The 15802-nt window shown below is 43.6% G+C and carries 18 protein-coding genes; 10 read left to right on the forward strand and 8 right to left on the reverse strand.

All coding sequences use genetic code 11. The annotated features are described in order from the left end of the window. The first annotated feature begins 36 nt into the window (after positions 1–36). Complete coding sequence (locus F899_RS13860; RefSeq protein WP_005223401.1) at positions 37–1395, forward strand: MATE family efflux transporter; 1359 nt, start codon at positions 37–39, stop codon at positions 1393–1395. Positions 1396–1633: 238 nt separating this feature from the next. Here F899_RS13860 and F899_RS13865 read toward each other — a convergent pair whose 3' ends face one another. After that, positions 1634–1843, reverse strand: a complete 210-nt coding sequence (locus F899_RS13865; RefSeq protein WP_005223403.1) for a DUF1737 domain-containing protein — start codon at positions 1841–1843, stop codon at positions 1634–1636. A gap of 255 nt (positions 1844–2098) precedes the next feature. On the opposite strand from F899_RS13865, the gene F899_RS13875 reads away from it, so the two are divergent. Continuing rightward, a complete protein-coding gene (locus F899_RS13875) occupies positions 2099–3397 on the forward strand; it encodes an ABC1 kinase family protein (RefSeq protein WP_004809887.1) in 1299 nt (432 codons plus the stop codon). A gap of 117 nt (positions 3398–3514) precedes the next feature. Further along, the gene (locus F899_RS13880; RefSeq protein WP_004809889.1) at positions 3515–3766 is read left to right on the forward strand and encodes a type B 50S ribosomal protein L31; all 252 of its coding nucleotides are present in this window, start codon (positions 3515–3517) and stop codon (positions 3764–3766) included. Between the two features lie 62 nt (positions 3767–3828). Here the strand turns inward: F899_RS13880 and crcB are convergent, their stop codons facing one another. Beyond that, positions 3829–4209, reverse strand: a complete 381-nt coding sequence (gene crcB / locus F899_RS13885) for a fluoride efflux transporter CrcB (protein ID WP_005223406.1) — start codon at positions 4207–4209, stop codon at positions 3829–3831. 167 nt (positions 4210–4376) lie between these two features. Between crcB and F899_RS13890 the strand changes: the two genes are divergently transcribed. Next, entirely contained in the window at positions 4377–4709 is a 333-nt protein-coding gene (locus F899_RS13890; protein WP_005223408.1) for a HopJ type III effector protein, read from the forward strand. 79 nt (positions 4710–4788) lie between these two features. Here the strand turns inward: F899_RS13890 and F899_RS13895 are convergent, their stop codons facing one another. Further along, on the reverse strand, positions 4789–5340 hold the full coding sequence (locus F899_RS13895) for a hypothetical protein (RefSeq protein ID WP_004809895.1): 552 nt from the start codon (positions 5338–5340) through the stop codon (positions 4789–4791). A gap of 195 nt (positions 5341–5535) precedes the next feature. On the opposite strand from F899_RS13895, the gene F899_RS13900 reads away from it, so the two are divergent. Further along, the gene (locus tag F899_RS13900; protein ID WP_005223409.1) at positions 5536–6162 is read left to right on the forward strand and encodes a class I SAM-dependent methyltransferase; all 627 of its coding nucleotides are present in this window, start codon (positions 5536–5538) and stop codon (positions 6160–6162) included. Positions 6163–6176: 14 nt separating this feature from the next. Here F899_RS13900 and F899_RS13905 read toward each other — a convergent pair whose 3' ends face one another. Beyond that, positions 6177–6755 (reverse strand): hypothetical protein, encoded by a 579-nt coding sequence (locus F899_RS13905; RefSeq protein WP_005223410.1) that lies wholly within the window; start codon positions 6753–6755, stop codon positions 6177–6179. Between the two features lie 11 nt (positions 6756–6766). Beyond that, positions 6767–7243 carry a Holliday junction resolvase-like protein gene (locus F899_RS13910; protein ID WP_004809901.1) on the reverse strand — a complete coding sequence of 159 codons (477 nt, stop codon included), beginning with the start codon at positions 7241–7243 and terminating at the stop codon, positions 6767–6769. 123 nt (positions 7244–7366) lie between these two features. Here F899_RS13910 and F899_RS13915 point away from each other — a divergent pair, with 123 nt between their 5' ends. The 4 genes from F899_RS13915 to F899_RS13930 all read left to right on the forward strand — a co-directional run bounded on the left by F899_RS13915 (position 7367) and on the right by F899_RS13930 (position 10469). Beyond that, complete coding sequence (locus F899_RS13915) at positions 7367–8011, forward strand: ParA family protein (protein WP_005223412.1); 645 nt, start codon at positions 7367–7369, stop codon at positions 8009–8011. Between the two features lie 116 nt (positions 8012–8127). Beyond that, positions 8128–9267 carry an AI-2E family transporter gene (locus F899_RS13920; RefSeq protein WP_004896196.1) on the forward strand — a complete coding sequence of 380 codons (1140 nt, stop codon included), beginning with the start codon at positions 8128–8130 and terminating at the stop codon, positions 9265–9267. A 128-nt stretch (positions 9268–9395) separates the two neighbouring features. Further along, positions 9396–9959, forward strand: coding sequence for a superoxide dismutase family protein (gene sodC, locus F899_RS13925; protein ID WP_004809907.1), 564 nt, complete (start codon positions 9396–9398; stop codon positions 9957–9959). Between the two features lie 213 nt (positions 9960–10172). Continuing rightward, a complete protein-coding gene (locus F899_RS13930; RefSeq protein WP_005223415.1) occupies positions 10173–10469 on the forward strand; it encodes a DUF3817 domain-containing protein in 297 nt (98 codons plus the stop codon). 249 nt (positions 10470–10718) lie between these two features. On the opposite strand, the gene F899_RS13935 is transcribed toward F899_RS13930, so the two are convergent. The 3 genes from F899_RS13935 to F899_RS13945 form a co-directional block, all read right to left on the reverse strand. After that, entirely contained in the window at positions 10719–11948 is a 1230-nt protein-coding gene (locus tag F899_RS13935) for a chloramphenicol efflux MFS transporter CraA (RefSeq protein WP_005223417.1), read from the reverse strand. Positions 11949–12197: 249 nt separating this feature from the next. Then, the gene (locus F899_RS13940; RefSeq protein ID WP_005223419.1) at positions 12198–12575 is read right to left on the reverse strand and encodes a hypothetical protein; all 378 of its coding nucleotides are present in this window, start codon (positions 12573–12575) and stop codon (positions 12198–12200) included. A 142-nt stretch (positions 12576–12717) separates the two neighbouring features. Continuing rightward, complete coding sequence (locus F899_RS13945) at positions 12718–14127, reverse strand: FAD-binding oxidoreductase (protein ID WP_005223420.1); 1410 nt, start codon at positions 14125–14127, stop codon at positions 12718–12720. 354 nt (positions 14128–14481) lie between these two features. Between F899_RS13945 and serA the strand changes: the two genes are divergently transcribed. Beyond that, positions 14482–15714 (forward strand): phosphoglycerate dehydrogenase, encoded by a 1233-nt coding sequence (gene serA, locus F899_RS13950; protein WP_004809918.1) that lies wholly within the window; start codon positions 14482–14484, stop codon positions 15712–15714. Positions 15715–15802: the final 88 nt, after the last annotated feature.

The raw sequence follows: 15802 nt of genomic DNA on the forward strand, positions 1-15802 counted from the left end.
TCTATCTAAGCACATGATGAAAGATGAGTATTTTTTGTGTCGAATGTTTCGTCAGCCACAACCCTAAGCTTTGAATTAAAACGACTGTTCACCTTAATGTTGCCCATTTTGATCACCCAGTTTTCCCAAGCTGGTCTTGGTCTGATTGATACCATTATGGCGGGGCATCTGTCTGCAACTGATCTGGCAGCCATTGCGGTCGGGGTCGGGTTATGGATTCCGGTGATGTTATTATTTAGTGGCATCATGATTGCTACTACTCCTTTAGTGGCTGAAGCTTACGGTGCTCGCACTCCCGAGAAAATTTCAACGATTGCCCGTCAATCCCTTTGGGTGGCTTTAGTACTCGGAGTAATCGCAGGGCTAGTTTTGCAGATTTTACCTCTAACCCTACCTTTGCTGGGTGTGCCGGAAAGCTTGCAGCCTAAGGCTGGCCTGTTCCTGCATGCCATTGGTTTTGGTATGCCAGCCGTGACTATGTATGCAGCACTGCGTGGCTATTCCGAGGCAATCGGTTATCCACGCCCAGTCACTGTAATCAGTCTATTGGCCCTGCTGGCATTAATACCACTCAACTTTATTTTTATGTATGGTTTCGGTTCAATTCCTGCATTGGGCAGTGCTGGTTGTGGTTTTGCTACAGCGATTCTGCAATGGCTGATGCTGATTACGCTCGCGATTTATATTCTAAAAAATAAGTCTTATCAGGCAACCCAACCTTTTACTCACTGGGAAAAAATTAATACTTACTGGCTCAAACGTATTCTCAAGCTAGGCTTACCGATTGGCTTGGCAATTTTCTTTGAAGTGAGCATTTTCAGTACGGCAGCGATTGTCCTGAGTCCGCTGGGTGAAACTATTGTCGCGGCACATCAAATTGCGATCTCGATTACATCGCAGCTATTTATGATTCCGATGTCTTTGGCGATTGCTTTGACGATCCGTGTTGGAACCTATTATGGCGAGAAAAACTGGGTCGCGATGCGTCAGGTGCAATGGCTGGGTTTAGTCACTGCTACGGTGCTTGCCGTATTGACCATGCTGCTGCTGTGGTTCTTTAAGCATGAAATTGTGGCGCTGTATACCTCGGAAATGCAGGTCTCCCAGATCGCAGTGTATCTGGTGCTATTTGCAATTGCCTATCAGCTGATGGATGCCTGGCAGATCAGTGCGGCAGGTTGCTTACGTGGTATGCAAGATACCAAAGGCCCGATGTGGATCACCATGATTGCCTATTGGGTGATTGCATTCCCGGTCGGTGTCTATCTGTCCAGATTTACAGATATGAGTGCGGCCGGTGTCTGGGTGGGGCTGATTGTTGGTCTGAGTGTGGCCTGTGTGTTACTACTCATGCGTCTCTATGGCAACAATAAACGTTTAATTCAGCAAGCTTAAAAAGAATTAAAAGGGATGATTTTTCAATCCTATATTCAATTAGCTCGCAAGCGACATGGATGTCGCCGTTGATCAGTCATCTTGCGCCATGCTTTAAAGCAGTGCTTAAAGCGTGCTCAGGATAGAGCATCAGATTAATAAAGGGGTTTTATTACTTTTGCCGCTGTGAAAGTAAAAACTACCTACACAATGAGATAAAAATGCGAATGAAACATTGAGGGCATGATCATTCAAAACTCTAGTTTGTTTCTAAAGCTGCTTTTAAACCCTGTGGAATCTCAGACTCATCTGCTACTTCTTTAATGACGACCTGGCCTACAATCACTTCTGTCCCATTAAAAGTCATGGTTGGTGAACCATACAGTTCATAGCCTTCATTTAATGCCTTGGTGACACGGGCACAAAAATGCACATCATCCTTACCGGTAAAATAACGATAAACTTTCATGGAATAATCTTAGCTTAAATCATGCTGACTATTCTAATCTCATCAATGCATAAAAACTCAGAATTAATGGTTAACCCAATCACTCTAAATAATGAATCAAAGCGGTATTGGCACAGTTTTTGGAAGATTATTGAAGAAATTGTGAAGTATGAGATTGGGCTAGCAACACAACCTCTACAATTAGTTATAGGCATTTACGCCTTTGTCGCCTATGATCAAAGACAGCATTAAAAAGATGATTTTGAGGAATTCCGCATGGCAAAAACGGCTAGCACACCCGGTCGTCGCTTTATGAAACTTGCCGGTATGACAGCAAGTATCGCCAGCAAAACATTATCAAATTCTATTAAAAATTTAACTGCCGACGAAGAGCAGAAAAATGCAGCGCGCAGCAAACTTTTTCAGGATATTGGTGTACAGATTGCCGACACTCTTGGGGAAATGAAAGGCGCGGTGATGAAAGTCGGTCAGATCGCTTCTCAATATAAAGATATTTTTCCGCCTGAAGTCGCACGTGCCATTTCCAAGTTGCAACGTCAGGCGCCAGCCATGCCGTTTAATGTGATTAAAGCACAGGTTGAAAAAGAGCTTGGCAAACCGCTGGAGCAGATTTTCCAGGATTTTGAACCTAAACCTTTTGCAGCTGCCTCGATTGGTCAGGTGCATAAAGCCACCTTGCCGAATGGTCAGCAAGTCGTGGTGAAAGTGCAATATCCGGGTGTGGAGGAAGCTTGTGAAAGCGACCTAAAACAGGTCCGTCTGGCGTTACGTCTGATGGGTGTATTGAAAATTGACCGTAAACTGCAAGATCAGCTGTTTAAGGAAATTCAGCACAGTCTGGACGATGAGCTGAACTATGAAATCGAAGCACAAAATTTAGAGGTTGCTCGTGCTTTCCACGAAACACTGGATAGCAAAATTGTGATTCCACAAGTCTATCCGGATTATTCGTCACGGCATATTCTGACTTTAAGTCTGGAACATGGTGAAAGTATTGAAACTGCCAGTACCTGGCCGGTAGAAATCCGTAATGATCTGGGCCGTCGCCTGTTCCGTGCCATTGGCCAGGAAATTTTCTATCTGCGTCGTTTCCATTGTGACCCGCATCCGGGTAACTTCGCCTTCCGTGAAGATGGCACAGTGATTATTTACGATTTCGGTGGTGTAAAAACTTTATCTACTGAAGTGATTGGTCATTTTAGAGAGTTAGTACATGCAGCTCGGGAACAGAATATTCCGATGATCGAGCAACAGCTAGACTCGCTTAAGTCACTTACAGAACTTGGAAAATTCCCTCAGGAACTGTATGAACAGTGGCTGGAAGTACTGTTACGCCCACTAAATGGCTATTATGATTTTGAGGAAAACTCGGCGCACCATGACGGGGTAGAGCTGATCAAGCCATCCTTGAAATATTGGGACGTATTTAAACCTTCTCCAGATACGTTGATGGTAAACCGGACCATTTCAGGACAATACTGGAACCTGATTCATTTGAAAGTTAAAGATGATCTCAGTGATGTATTTGAGGAGCTGGTGCCGAAACGTGCCTAAGCTTTAACAAGAGTTACACCAGGATACACATCGTTACCGGGCTTATATTGAAAACAATATTGTTATATTATAACATAACATTAAATCTAATCATTGTTGTTCAAGCAAGGTAAAAATATGCGTCCAGATATCCATCCAGAGTATCGTGAAGTACTATTTCATGACACCAATGCCGATGTTTATTTCGTTATTGGCAGCACCATGAATTCAAGCCAGACCCGTGAATACGAGGGCAAAACTTACCCTTATGTCACTCTCGATATTTCAAGTGCGTCTCATCCCTTCTATACTGGTGAACAGCGTCAAACCAGTAATGAAGGCCGCGTAGCAAGCTTCAATAAACGTTTTGCACGCTTTAAACGCAGCTAAACCTTAATGTCTCATTTCTAGATCCTCTATTGTCAGGAAATCTCCCTAGTTTCCTGACTTTTTTATGCCTGCGCTAAAGCCAGCTGAGTCAGATAGAAACCAATTCCCAGTAGCAGTACACCGACAATCACACTGGATACGACATAACTGACAGCAATTGTTAGCGCCCCCTGTTTAAGCAGCTGAAAAGTTTCCAGACCAAAACTGGAAAAAGTAGTAAAACCGCCTAAGATCCCCACCATAAATAACAGCCGTGCTTCATTCTGTAGAAAGCTGTATTTCTGGCTAAAGGCAAAGAAGATCCCCGCACACAAACAACCGATAATATTGATCCACCAGGTCGGCCAGGGAAATAACATCTGCGGCTTGAAAATCAGCATGCCTGTTACATAACGCAGTGTCGCCCCGATTGCGCCGCCCATTGCCACCAAAAGCCAGTTCATGTCCTCTCCGTTATCCTTCAATCCTGAACACGTCATCAACCCTTATACTGGGCGAGAATAATGAATAACATCATGCACCTAAAATTGCACAATGAACATGGATCTTTGCCAAAAAATTGGTATATTCGACGCCATTCATATTTATTTAAGTTCTAAAGGAAAACTCCATGGTTCAGGAATTACTGGCTCAATTGGCTGCTGGCGAAGTAAAATTTGCTGATGTAATTGCATTCATTGATGCACGCTATCAGCACACACCAACAGCTTTTAAAAATGGTCAACAAGCCAATGCCGCTACTGAAAACCAGGGCAGTGCAAAAGTATTCTCTTTTGCCAAATTAAATGGTCTGGATCAGTCGCAAACTTTAAGTCTTTTTGCTGAACACTATGCCGCAGTACTGGCAACGCCGGAAGCGACCGATCATCAGAATATCCGCCAGTTCATGCTCAATGGCTGGGATGGTATTCAGTTTGAAGGCGAAGCGCTAGCTGCTAAATAAATGCTCAATCAAGCTATAAAAAACCGCTCCTTTGAGCGGTTTTCTTTTCCTATAAATTGCCATGAATGAACTTTTATCACTAGCTACGTTGCACCTTTTCAATCCACTGAATTGAATTGACACGAAACACTTCACATGCACCATCACCTGTATCAGTCGGAGTCAATGATGAGGTCCACACCAGATCTTTATCTCGCACTTCAACCAGCTCGCCTTTCAAGCGGACCAGATCACCACGTTTGACCTGTTTAATGGCTTTAGCAATCTGCGGATTGGCAGGAATGATATGCATATTGGATACCATCTGCATGGCCTGTGCTTTAGGCACTGGAATACGATCCATTTTCCAGTTCAGATAGCGGTCATACTGGTTTACCGTGATATGCCGGGCAATTTCCGGTTCAGCGAATAGTCCCCAACTTACTGCATAATCAATCGGAGAAAACTTGGCTTGTGGATCATTATTATAAATTTTTGAACCCAAAATCCGGAAATCACCTTTAAACGGCTGCAATACCGAAATTGACTGGCCTTTTGCCACGGGTGGCAAGCCTTTGGCAATATTATGTTCTACGGATGCCTGTGACAGCACCGGTAGCATCAGACCCAGACACAGGGCAATATGCTTCATGCTTTTCAACCTCATCTTGCTTTTATTCCAACCATCTCAGTTCATCTGTTCACCAAATATCTTAGCGCGAACTTATGAAGGAAATAGTTGAAATTGGTAACAATGTGCTATGAATGAGTCGTACTAAAAATTATATTTACCGGGAAATTTTCGGTTAAGCTAAGCGCAATTCAGCAATAAATTGAACCTAAAATCATGCTGTATAAACTTTATCAAAAACACATTTTCCCGCATCTGCTAAATCAGGTCATGCAAACTGCTTCACTTATGGATCTGCGCCGTGAACTGCTACTTGGGGTTTCTGGTGAAGTTCTGGAAATCGGTTTCGGTACCGGGCTGAATCTACCCTTCTATCAAGGCGTCCATACCGTCTATGCCTTAGAGCCTAATCTCGAAATTTTTAAATTAGGCCAAGAGAGGATTCAGGCAGCTCCTTTTGTGGTTGAGCACATTCTTGCCAGTGCTGAAGCATTACCTTTTGATCGTGATCAGCTGGAAAATGTAGTTTCAACCTGGACTCTCTGCAGTATTCCTGATCTGCATCAAAGCCTGAAGGAGATTTATCGGGTACTGATGCCGGGTGGAACTTTGCATGTAGCAGAACATGTACTGAATCGGCAGAATCTGAACATACAGCGTTTACAGCATTTATTGACCCCGATTCAGAAAAAAGTCGCGGATGGCTGCCATCTTGATCGGGATATTGAAACTGCTTTACTTGAAGCCGGTTTTGAACTGGATGAAGTAAAATATATCAATGCCGCTGGTATTCCAAGTATTGGACAGCGTATGTTGCTGGCCCGGGCACGTAAGCCTGTTTGAGGCATTGAATAAAATCAATTCACCTGAATAGCATTCACTTTAAGCAACTGACATTGAGCGCGATGTTTCGACCCGATCCCTGCCTGAAAAGCCTGACCCGTAGTACCCGACTGTACAGTGACAATGTCACCCTGAAGATGAACCTGCTGTCCTGATTTCAGACGGCGAATCTGATTAGCCATATTTTCATTGGCGGCAATCAGGCTAAAATGCTGTACATGGGTTTTAATGGCTTCTTGCTCCGCTGTAGTGACCGCACCTTCAATCTGGAAGCAGCGTTTCGGCTGATCAAGCTGCAGTTTAGCCTGCATAGTGGGCAAAGGCTGAGTCGCCAGCAAGACATCAATATTGCTGACATAGGCCAGATCATTAAAAGTACCCACAAAGGGACTGGCCTGATGCAAGACCCGACGGTTTGGTTTGATAAACGATTTATCCAGCACTGTATACGTTGCTGAAACAGGCTGTACCGCTTCTACCTTAAAATTCTTGAGGACGCCGCTTTCTTCCAGATGAGGGATAGCGCGAAAATACTCTGACCAGACCCAGATCCCAAATGCGAATAGTGCTGCGGTGATCAGTAACTTATCCATATGATCTTTTCCTAATCCTCGAATTCTTCAAAATCGATACGGATGGTTTCAAAGCGTACCCGCCCTTCCTGAATTGCCCGGGCAATTGCCTGTTGCCCTTTGCTCAGCCGTGCGCCACCACTTTTGATATCAATCAGCACCACTTCAATATCTTCGGCCAGACCATCACCATCACGGAAGTCGGTATAACCATCAAAAACCACATAATCTACCGGATCACCCAGGAACTTGGCATCACTGGGTAAATACTGAAATTCAGGCATAATCGGTGCCAACTGTTCGGCCATTTTCCCCTTGAGTACAGCACGGCTGGTATTCACACTGCGCTTCTGGGCCGCGGTCAGAGCCTGCTGATGCTCCAGTTCTAGCTCGGCAATGTATTGTTCATATTCTGCCTTGATGCGGCCATTACGGCTTTGCCCCAGAATGAGTGTGGTCAGCACAATCCCGATACATGCTCCTATTAACATTGCCATCCATATGGACATTCAATCTTCCTTAATTTTCACTTAAGTTATGGTTAGATTCGACTGAAGTCGAGGTTTTCCGCCATCTGCCGATCAGAAAAGAATGATATGCTAGCAATGTACATAAATAAATCACCCCGACTCATGAAAACAATTTTAGTTGCAAATCAGAAAGGTGGTTGTGGCAAGACAATGACTGCCATCAGCCTAGCATCAGCACTGGCCCAAAAAGGTTACAAGGTTGCGCTTGCTGATGCTGATAACCAGAAATCTGCACTGCAATGGCTAAAACATCGCCCTGAAAATGCTGCACCGATTCAGAGTCTGGACTGGCGTAGTACCAAATCTATTGGCGATGCACCCAAGAAAATCGAATACCTGATCATTGATGCACCCGGCGCCCTGAATGGCGATCATGCGGAACAACTGGTCAGTGAAGCACATGCCATTATCATCCCTTTACAGCCTTCATTTTTTGATATCGATTCGACCCGCCGTTTTCTGAAACATCTTCAGGAAATCAAGCGGATTCGTAAAGGTAAAGTCCAGATTCTGCTTCTGGCAAATCGTAACAGGCCGAATGCAGCATCGAATCAGGAAATTCAGCAGTTCTTTGACCGGATTGAACAGCAGCCAGTGGCATGGATTTCTGAACGTGCACCATATGGACGTCTGGCAATGGAAGGTCTGTCGATTTTCGATAAACCACAAAAAATGTACCGGGAAATGCAGGCACAATGGCAACCTGTATTAAATGCCATTATCGATGATCCAGCCCAATGGTTCTAAACTCGCAGCGTACGATATCTTTTTTTTGATAAAAGAATCCGTATAACTTTGTCAGTGTACATTTGCGCCCGGCTTTTTTTCAGTTAATATGCCTGACAGACCTAAGGAATGAGTCATTGAATTCAGTGCAACAATACGCGCCTACATTACAAAAAGTTTTATTGTTTGGATTATTTTTTATCCTACTTTATTTGAGTTTTAATGTACTCAAATACTTTATTGTACCTGTAGTTTGGGCAGCCATTATTGCCTATATGACTTGGCCTCTGTATCAGTCTATCAAACGCTCTGTCGGTTCAAGACCGAACCTGAGTGCGATTATCATGATGATTATGGTAACGCTGGTGGTTGGTATTCCATTAACATTTGCCATCTTCCTGCTGCAACATGAAGGTCGTAGCCTGTATTACGAATTACAGAAACAGGTCTTTTCTGGTCATCTCAATGTTCCAGACTTTATTCGTAATCTGCCCCTTGTAGGTAAGGAAATTTCCCGTACCTTGCGTGATATCAATAACGACCCAAACAGCATTGTCCAGAATATTTCCATCTGGATTCAGGGGCACCTGAACTACGGTAAAGTGGTATTTAATGAAATCAGCAAAAACCTGATTAAGTTAGGTTTTGCGATGCTGTCTTTGTTCTTTTTCTACCGTGATGGCGAAATCATTCTGAAACAGGTCAGCAAAGCCTTAGAAAAAGTGATTGGTCCACGTGTGCATCATTATCTGGATACCATTTCTGATACCACGCGTGCCGTGGTCTATGGTGTTGGACTGACTGCAATTGCACAGGCCCTCCTTGCGGGTGTAAGTTACTTTGTCGCAGGTGTGCCAAACCCGATGGTTCTGACCATTATTACCTTTATTTTTGCCCTGATTCCATTTGGCCCACCTATGGCATATGGTGCAGTATCCCTCTGGCTATTTTCACAAGGTCAAACCATCGAAGCGATTGGCGTGATGGCATGGGGCGTCTGTATCGTCAGCACGGCCGATAACGTGATTCGTCCATTGGTCATTTCCGGCGCAACCCAGATTCCATTCCTGCTGATCATGTTTGGTGTACTTGGTGGTATTGCCAGCTTCGGTCTGATTGGGGTATTTATCGGTCCAGTGATTCTAGCTGTATTACTGGCGATCTGGCGTGAATGGCTGCATGAAAATGGCCAGAATGAACCGCTGATGATGCCGAAAGCCACGCTGGCCTATGATCTGGAAGAAGAAAAGAAAGATCCACCAACATCGTCACTTTAAGTGGTGTTGGCAGCGCTTATATCGCATTACAAAGCTAAAACATTTAAGTGCTTAATCCATATAGAATTGTCATAAATTCTCTGTTTCAATGAGGACACAAAATCAAAATAAGTATGGGATGCCATATCATGTCTGCATTGTTTAAGTCATCAATGTTCAAGTTATCTGCACTGGGTATCATCAGTGCGGCCCTGTTCACTGGTTGTGCAACCTCTTCGACTCAACCAAGTATCGACAATATGAAAGCGGTTACGGTAAATGCTGTATCTCCACAAGGTGTGGGTCAATCGATTGGTATGGTTTACCTGGCTGATAGTCCAGCGGGTCTGGTGATTCGTACCAATTTAAGCAACTTACCTGCGGGTGAACGTGGTTTCCATATCCATGAAAATGGTTCATGTGCCCCTGCTGAAAAAGACGGTAAAGTCGGCGCTGCAATTGCTGCGGGCGGTCACCTGAATACCAATCAGGCACCGAATCACGGTACGCCAATGAGTGGTCACCTCGGTGACTTGCCAGCGCTGAAAGTAGCTGCTGATGGTACTGCGAAAGTGACTGTGGTTGCACCACGCTTAAAGCTGGCTGATGTTCAAGGCCGTGCCATCATGGTTCATGCCGGTGGTGATAACTACTCTGATTCACCTAAACCACTTGGCGGTGGCGGTGACCGTATTGCCTGTGGCGTGATCTAATTCGTTGACTACAGCAAAGCACCTTCCCGGAGGTGCTTTTTTATGTCTTATAAATCATACAGATTATTTTACCAATATAAAAACACAGCTAAAACCAACTACACAACTCTGAATTATTTATTTTAAATACAATTACTTATAGTTATAAAGCCTATTTATTCTGCTACTTATATCGGCTACACTCGTAGAGTTTCCAAATATTCTGACTTGCTTATGAACATCAAAACCCTACGTCTTGTTGGCCTGATTGAAGGTATTTCTTTCCTGCTGTTGTTATTTATTGCTATGCCAGTGAAGTACATGATGGACAATCCTGTTTTGGTGAAATATATCGGCATGGGGCATGGCGTGTTATTTATTCTTTTTCTGGTAGTACTGTTTGCGGTATGTGAAAAACAGAAATGGTCACTCAGTATGTTTATTATGGGCCTGATCGCTTCAATTCTGCCATTTGGGCCATTTATCTTTGATATGAAATTGAAAAAACTGGAGCAGCCGGCTGAAGCTTAATTTGGGGATTGCAATCATTATCAAAAGGTAATGGACATTCCCTTTCCTTTTAGGAAATGAGCAGCACTGCAGCGCAAGGGGAAGATTATTTTATTAATATTTCCCTCTCTCTAACTCTCTCCCATAGGGAGAGAGGACTTCTTATATTTTTTCACTTTCTATTCTGAATTCCAAAAACTATTAAATTTATAATGAATGTTCCCTCTCCTCTCAGGAGAGGGTTAAGGTGAGGTTATTAAGAAAATAATATCAAAACTCCCCTCTTTCCTTTCTTTCTGCCATCAGTGTCTTTAAACATACTCTTGGAATGCCAAACCACAGTGCAATCAGCACAGTACAAGAAATACTATAACCCCAAATAGCATAAGCTTCATAAATCACCCGAACCAGCTCAATCACAGCGAAGAAGCTCAGCATCATCAGTACAGATAATGCAGCTGCTACGGTGCCCTTAGACACTTCAGAAGACATCAAAGCAAAACGGTAAATAACCGAAAAACTCAAGCCTTCACCGAAACTGATTAGAGTCATGCCAAGAATCAGGCAGTGTACAAAATAGTCTGGAATAAACAGCCCCGCGACGATGACCAATGTTCCAATAAACATCAGCGGGACGGCACGCATGACAGTGTGACCTAAGGGCATTTTGTCGATGATTTTCAGCAGGACCAGATTACCTGCAATCAGGCCGCCCAAGACTGGAATCTGGGCCAAACCATACTGCATACTGGTCAGGCCCAAATGCTCGACCAGCATGACTGGAGACAGTGCAATCCACAGCATTAACGGCATGCAGATGGTAGGCAATGACATGGTTAGTGTCACAAAGCGCTTATTCTTTAGTACTTCTTTGAAGTCATCCCAGATATAACTTAGCGGCTGTTTAACCCGACTGATTTGAGGGTCAGGCATTTTGGCTTTAAGACCAAACCAGCTCAAAAAAGCCAAGAAGGCTATGCCGATAAAGCCCCAATGCCAGGATACATGCTCAATCATAAAGGCACCGAGCACAGGCCCCAACAATGGTGCGAGCAAAGACACATTTGCCATGAGTGCCATGACTTTAATGGCATCACGTTCTTCAAAGGTTTCTTGAATTGCGGCATAACCTACTGCACCGATCACAGACAGGCCGAAGCCTTGTAAAAAGCGCAGTGCAATAAAGCTTTCAATATTCGGAGCAAACAGAATTGCCAGACAAGTTATAACAAAGAAAGCGACACCACCGAGTAATACAGTTTTACGACCGAGTCGATCTGATAAGGGCCCAAGCACAGCCGCAATAAATGCCCCACCCAATAAATAAAAAGACATGGACGACGGCGCCCAGGTACTGCTCACACCAAACTCTTTGGTAATAGCGAGCATGGCGGGTTGTACCAGGTCATTGCCGATATAGACGGAGAACTCAAACAGTACCAGCGCCAACGGGAACATAATGGTGGCACGGGTGAGTTTTGTCGTTTGAATATTTTGCATGGAAGAGTTAAGGCTCATTTACTCTTTTTAGAATTTTAAAAGAGCTGAATTTAAAAAATTGAGCGAAGTGTAGCAGAGTTTATTGTTTAAAGCTTTTTGGGTTAAGTCTATCTAAATATAACTATTTAATAACTTCTATAAGTTGCGTTTTTATAAATTTAAAATAAATTAAGCCATTCTTTAAAAAAAGAAAAAAGCGCATCCTTAAAATACGCTTTTAACTAAAACCTGTTTAAAGAGCAAACAATATTATGGACACGGCTCTTGCTGGAATTTTTTCTTATCATTTCCCCGCAAGCATTGATAAGCTTTCTGAATATTGACCAGCTCCCACTGACGACCATCCAGCTTAAAGTGATAAATGGTTTGAATGGCTTTTACCGAATCATCTTTCAGCCCGGTTTCTGTCACTTTCACCTGACCTGCAGTAGGTGACTCTATATTATTAAAGAATTGACGTAGTTCCACTGTTGCAATGTTCTCACGCAGTTCAGGGCGCAATTTTAAAACCTGCTCTAGTGGGGTATCTGGTGACTGTAATTTAAAAATTGTATCCTGCGTCGTTGCACAACCACCTGTTACAGCCACACCCAAAGTCAAAGTTGCCAATAAAATTATTCGTAGCATGGTCTTGTTTCCATTGTTGTCTTTATTATCAAAAACTATGATGCCGGGCTTTCTTTTTGCCGACTATTGAGACAATGTAAGTGTGATTACACAACAATAAAAAAAGCGCACCTTTCGATGCGCTTTTGTAAATTTGACCAGATTAAAGATCGAATAATTTACCCGGGTTCATGATGCCTTTCGGATCGAACACTTTTTTCAGGGCTTTCATATATTCGATTTCTTCAGCTGAACGTGAATATTCAAGATATGGCTTTTTGGTCATACCTACACCATGTTCCGCAGAAATTGAACCGTCATATTTTTTCACGGTATCAAATACGTACTTGTTTACGACCTGACATTTGGCAAAGAATTCATCTTTAGACAAATCAGCAGGTTTTAAGATATTTAGGTGTAAGTTACCGTCACCGATATGACCGAACCAGCAGATCTCAAAGTCAGGATAGTTCTCAGAAACAATCGCATCAATTTCTTTAATAAATGCTGGGACGTGAGTGATCAGAACTGAAATGTCATTTTTGTATGGAATAAACGGCGCGATTGACTCAGAGATGTCTTCACGTAAACGCCATAAGCTTTCCACCTGATCCAGGCTCTGGCTCATCACACCATCCAGTACCCAACCCTGTTCCATACAGTGTTCAAAGATTTCCATCGCCTTGTCCATAATCGGCTCAAACGGCGCTTCAAACTCAAGCAACACGTAGAATGGACATTCGGTTTCAAATGGGCGCTGTACATGACCATTGGCCAAAACTTTTTGCATTGCCAGTTCACCAAAGAACTCGAATGCAGTTAAATCAATTTTCGCCTGGAAGGCATGCAATAACGGCATAATCGCATCAAAGTCAGGTACACCCAGCACCATCACTTGTAAATCTTGTGGTTGACGTTCTAATTTAATTTCTGCTTCAGTCACTAGACCCAGCGTACCTTCACCACCGATGAATAAGTGTTGTAGCGCATAACCGGTCGCGTTCTTGATCATGCCTTTGTTCAGGCGCAGGATATCCCCTTTACCTGTCACGACAGTCAGGCCAAGTACCCAGTTACGGGTCATGCCATATTTGATCACTTTAATGCCGCCAGCATTGGTCCCGATGTTACCGCCAATTTGCGATGAACCCGCAGACGCAAAATCTACCGGGTAGTACATACCCTGTTCTTCAGCATAGTTTTGCAACTGTTCAGTCACGACACCTGCCTGCACGCGTACCATACGGTCTGCCGGGAAGAATTCCAGAATCTGGTTCATCTTGTCCATGCTGACTACGATCTCGCCGTTGGCAGCCACTGCACCTGCAGAAAGACCAGTACGACCACCTGATGGTGTCACTGCAACGTTAAATTGGTTCGCCAATTTTACGATGTCTTGAACCTGCTCAGTGGTTGATGGGAAAACGATGACTGACGGGTTTGGATCAAAGTGCTTAGTATGATCGCGACCCCAATTCTGGAGGCTGTCCGTATCGGTTTTAATACGGTTTTCACCCACAATTGCAGTCAATTGGGTCAATAACTCAGGGGTTAAAGCGACTGGAGCATTCATCGTTTGCAGACCTAGCATGAAGTAAACAAGAGAGAGGTCGTCTGTTCATTCGCATATTTTTCAGGCATCAAGGCCTGTATGAAATTCAGACGATACATGACCATTAAAGCATCAAAACGGGCTGCTTTAAAAGCATGGCGCAATATTATAAGCTATTTTTAGGCGATTCCCTGAAAAAATGACAATTTAGCTAATATACCTTTGAAAATGATAGTTTAATTCAACCAGAATCATCATTTTCACCAATATCACTTGCAAAAATACCTGATATTCACGTCACGAAGGAAATGTAAATCAGGTACTTTCCTATGCTATTATACCGCGACTAAATTTGGCCTTTGTAGCGGAGCCGTAATGAGCCAACATCTATCTCTACCTAAAGATAAAATCCGTTTTCTATTGCTAGAAGGCGTTCACCAGAACGCAATCGACACATTGAATGCAGCTGGATATACCAACATCGACTATCGCAAAACGGCGCTTGAGGGTGAAGCACTGAAAGAAGCGATCAAAGATGCGCACTTCATTGGTATCCGTTCCCGTACTCAGCTCACTGAAGAAGTGTTTGAAGCTGCGAACAAACTGATCGCGGTAGGATGTTTCTGTATCGGTACGAACCAAGTGAACCTAGATGCTGCTATGCGTCGTGGTATTCCGGTATTCAACGCACCATATTCAAATACTCGTTCGGTTGCTGAACTTGTACTTGCTGAAGCAATTCTTCTTCTTCGCCGTGTACCTGAAAAATCGACAGATACACATGCAGGCGGCTGGAACAAATCTGCTGTAGGTTCATTCGAAACGCGTGGTAAGACTTTAGGTATCGTAGGTTACGGTTCAATTGGCTCACAACTTTCTGTGCTTGCTGAAAGCATGGGTATGAAAGTCATCTACTTCGATACAGTGACTAAATTACCTTTAGGTAATGCACGTCAGGTTGGTTCATTAGGTGAACTTCTTGCCAATGCTGATGTCGTATCTCTACACGTGCCAGACGTTCCATCGACACGTAACTTCATGACCAAAGACCAATTCGCGCAAATGAAAGAAGGTTCGATCTTCATTAACGCGGCACGTGGTACGTGTGTAGTGATTGAAGACTTGGCAGATGCACTTAAATCGGGTCACCTTGCAGGTGCTGCGGTTGACGTGTTCCCGAAAGAGCCGAAAGCAAACGGTGAAGAATTTGTTTCTCCACTGCGTAACATTCCAAACGTGATTCTGACTCCACACGTGGGCGGTTCTACTATGGAAGCTCAGGCGAATATCGGTCTGGAAGTTGCTGAAAAATTCGTGGCTTATTCTGACAAAGGTATGACACTTTCTGCGGTGAACTTCCCAGAAATTGCGCTTCCATTGACTGAAGGCAAACACCGTCTGCTTCACATCCACAAAAACATCCCGGGTGTTCTGTCTAAGATTAACAATCTGTTTGCTGAACACGGCATCAACATCTCTGGTCAGTCTTTAATGACCAAAGGTGATGTAGGTTACCTCGTGATGGATGTAGATGCGACTGCATCTAAAGAAGCACTTGATACGCTACACGAAGTTGAAGGCACAATTCGCGTACGCGTATTGTTCTAATTCAACTACTGAAAAAACCGCAGGCTTCGGTCTGCGGTTTTTTTATTTTTTAGGGATTTATTTTCCCTGAGTACAGTCCGCTCCTGTG

It is taken from the genome of Acinetobacter sp. CIP 101934 (genome assembly GCF_000369585.1).
Taxonomy (GTDB): domain Bacteria; phylum Pseudomonadota; class Gammaproteobacteria; order Pseudomonadales; family Moraxellaceae; genus Acinetobacter; species Acinetobacter schindleri.

Bases quoted from the DNA above. Each gene is read 5' to 3' on its own strand.
- F899_RS13865 (WP_005223403.1), bottom strand. From the start codon at position 1,843: ATGAAAGTTTATCGTTATTTTACCGGTAAGGATGATGTGCATTTTTGT.
- F899_RS13875 (WP_004809887.1), top strand. From the start codon at position 2,099: ATGGCAAAAACGGCTAGCACACCCGGTCGTCGCTTTATGAAACTTGCC.
- F899_RS13880 (WP_004809889.1), top strand. From the start codon at position 3,515: ATGCGTCCAGATATCCATCCAGAGTATCGTGAAGTACTATTTCATGAC.
- crcB (WP_005223406.1), bottom strand. From the start codon at position 4,209: ATGAACTGGCTTTTGGTGGCAATGGGCGGCGCAATCGGGGCGACACTG.
- F899_RS13890 (WP_005223408.1), top strand. From the start codon at position 4,377: ATGGTTCAGGAATTACTGGCTCAATTGGCTGCTGGCGAAGTAAAATTT.
- F899_RS13895 (WP_004809895.1), bottom strand. From the start codon at position 5,340: ATGAAGCATATTGCCCTGTGTCTGGGTCTGATGCTACCGGTGCTGTCA.
- F899_RS13900 (WP_005223409.1), top strand. From the start codon at position 5,536: ATGCTGTATAAACTTTATCAAAAACACATTTTCCCGCATCTGCTAAAT.
- F899_RS13905 (WP_005223410.1), bottom strand. From the start codon at position 6,755: ATGGATAAGTTACTGATCACCGCAGCACTATTCGCATTTGGGATCTGG.
- F899_RS13910 (WP_004809901.1), bottom strand. From the start codon at position 7,243: ATGTCCATATGGATGGCAATGTTAATAGGAGCATGTATCGGGATTGTG.
- F899_RS13915 (WP_005223412.1), top strand. From the start codon at position 7,367: ATGAAAACAATTTTAGTTGCAAATCAGAAAGGTGGTTGTGGCAAGACA.
- sodC (WP_004809907.1), top strand. From the start codon at position 9,396: ATGTCTGCATTGTTTAAGTCATCAATGTTCAAGTTATCTGCACTGGGT.
- F899_RS13930 (WP_005223415.1), top strand. From the start codon at position 10,173: ATGAACATCAAAACCCTACGTCTTGTTGGCCTGATTGAAGGTATTTCT.
- F899_RS13935 (WP_005223417.1), bottom strand. From the start codon at position 11,948: ATGCAAAATATTCAAACGACAAAACTCACCCGTGCCACCATTATGTTC.
- F899_RS13940 (WP_005223419.1), bottom strand. From the start codon at position 12,575: ATGCTACGAATAATTTTATTGGCAACTTTGACTTTGGGTGTGGCTGTA.
- F899_RS13945 (WP_005223420.1), bottom strand. From the start codon at position 14,127: ATGAATGCTCCAGTCGCTTTAACCCCTGAGTTATTGACCCAATTGACT.
- serA (WP_004809918.1), top strand. From the start codon at position 14,482: ATGAGCCAACATCTATCTCTACCTAAAGATAAAATCCGTTTTCTATTG.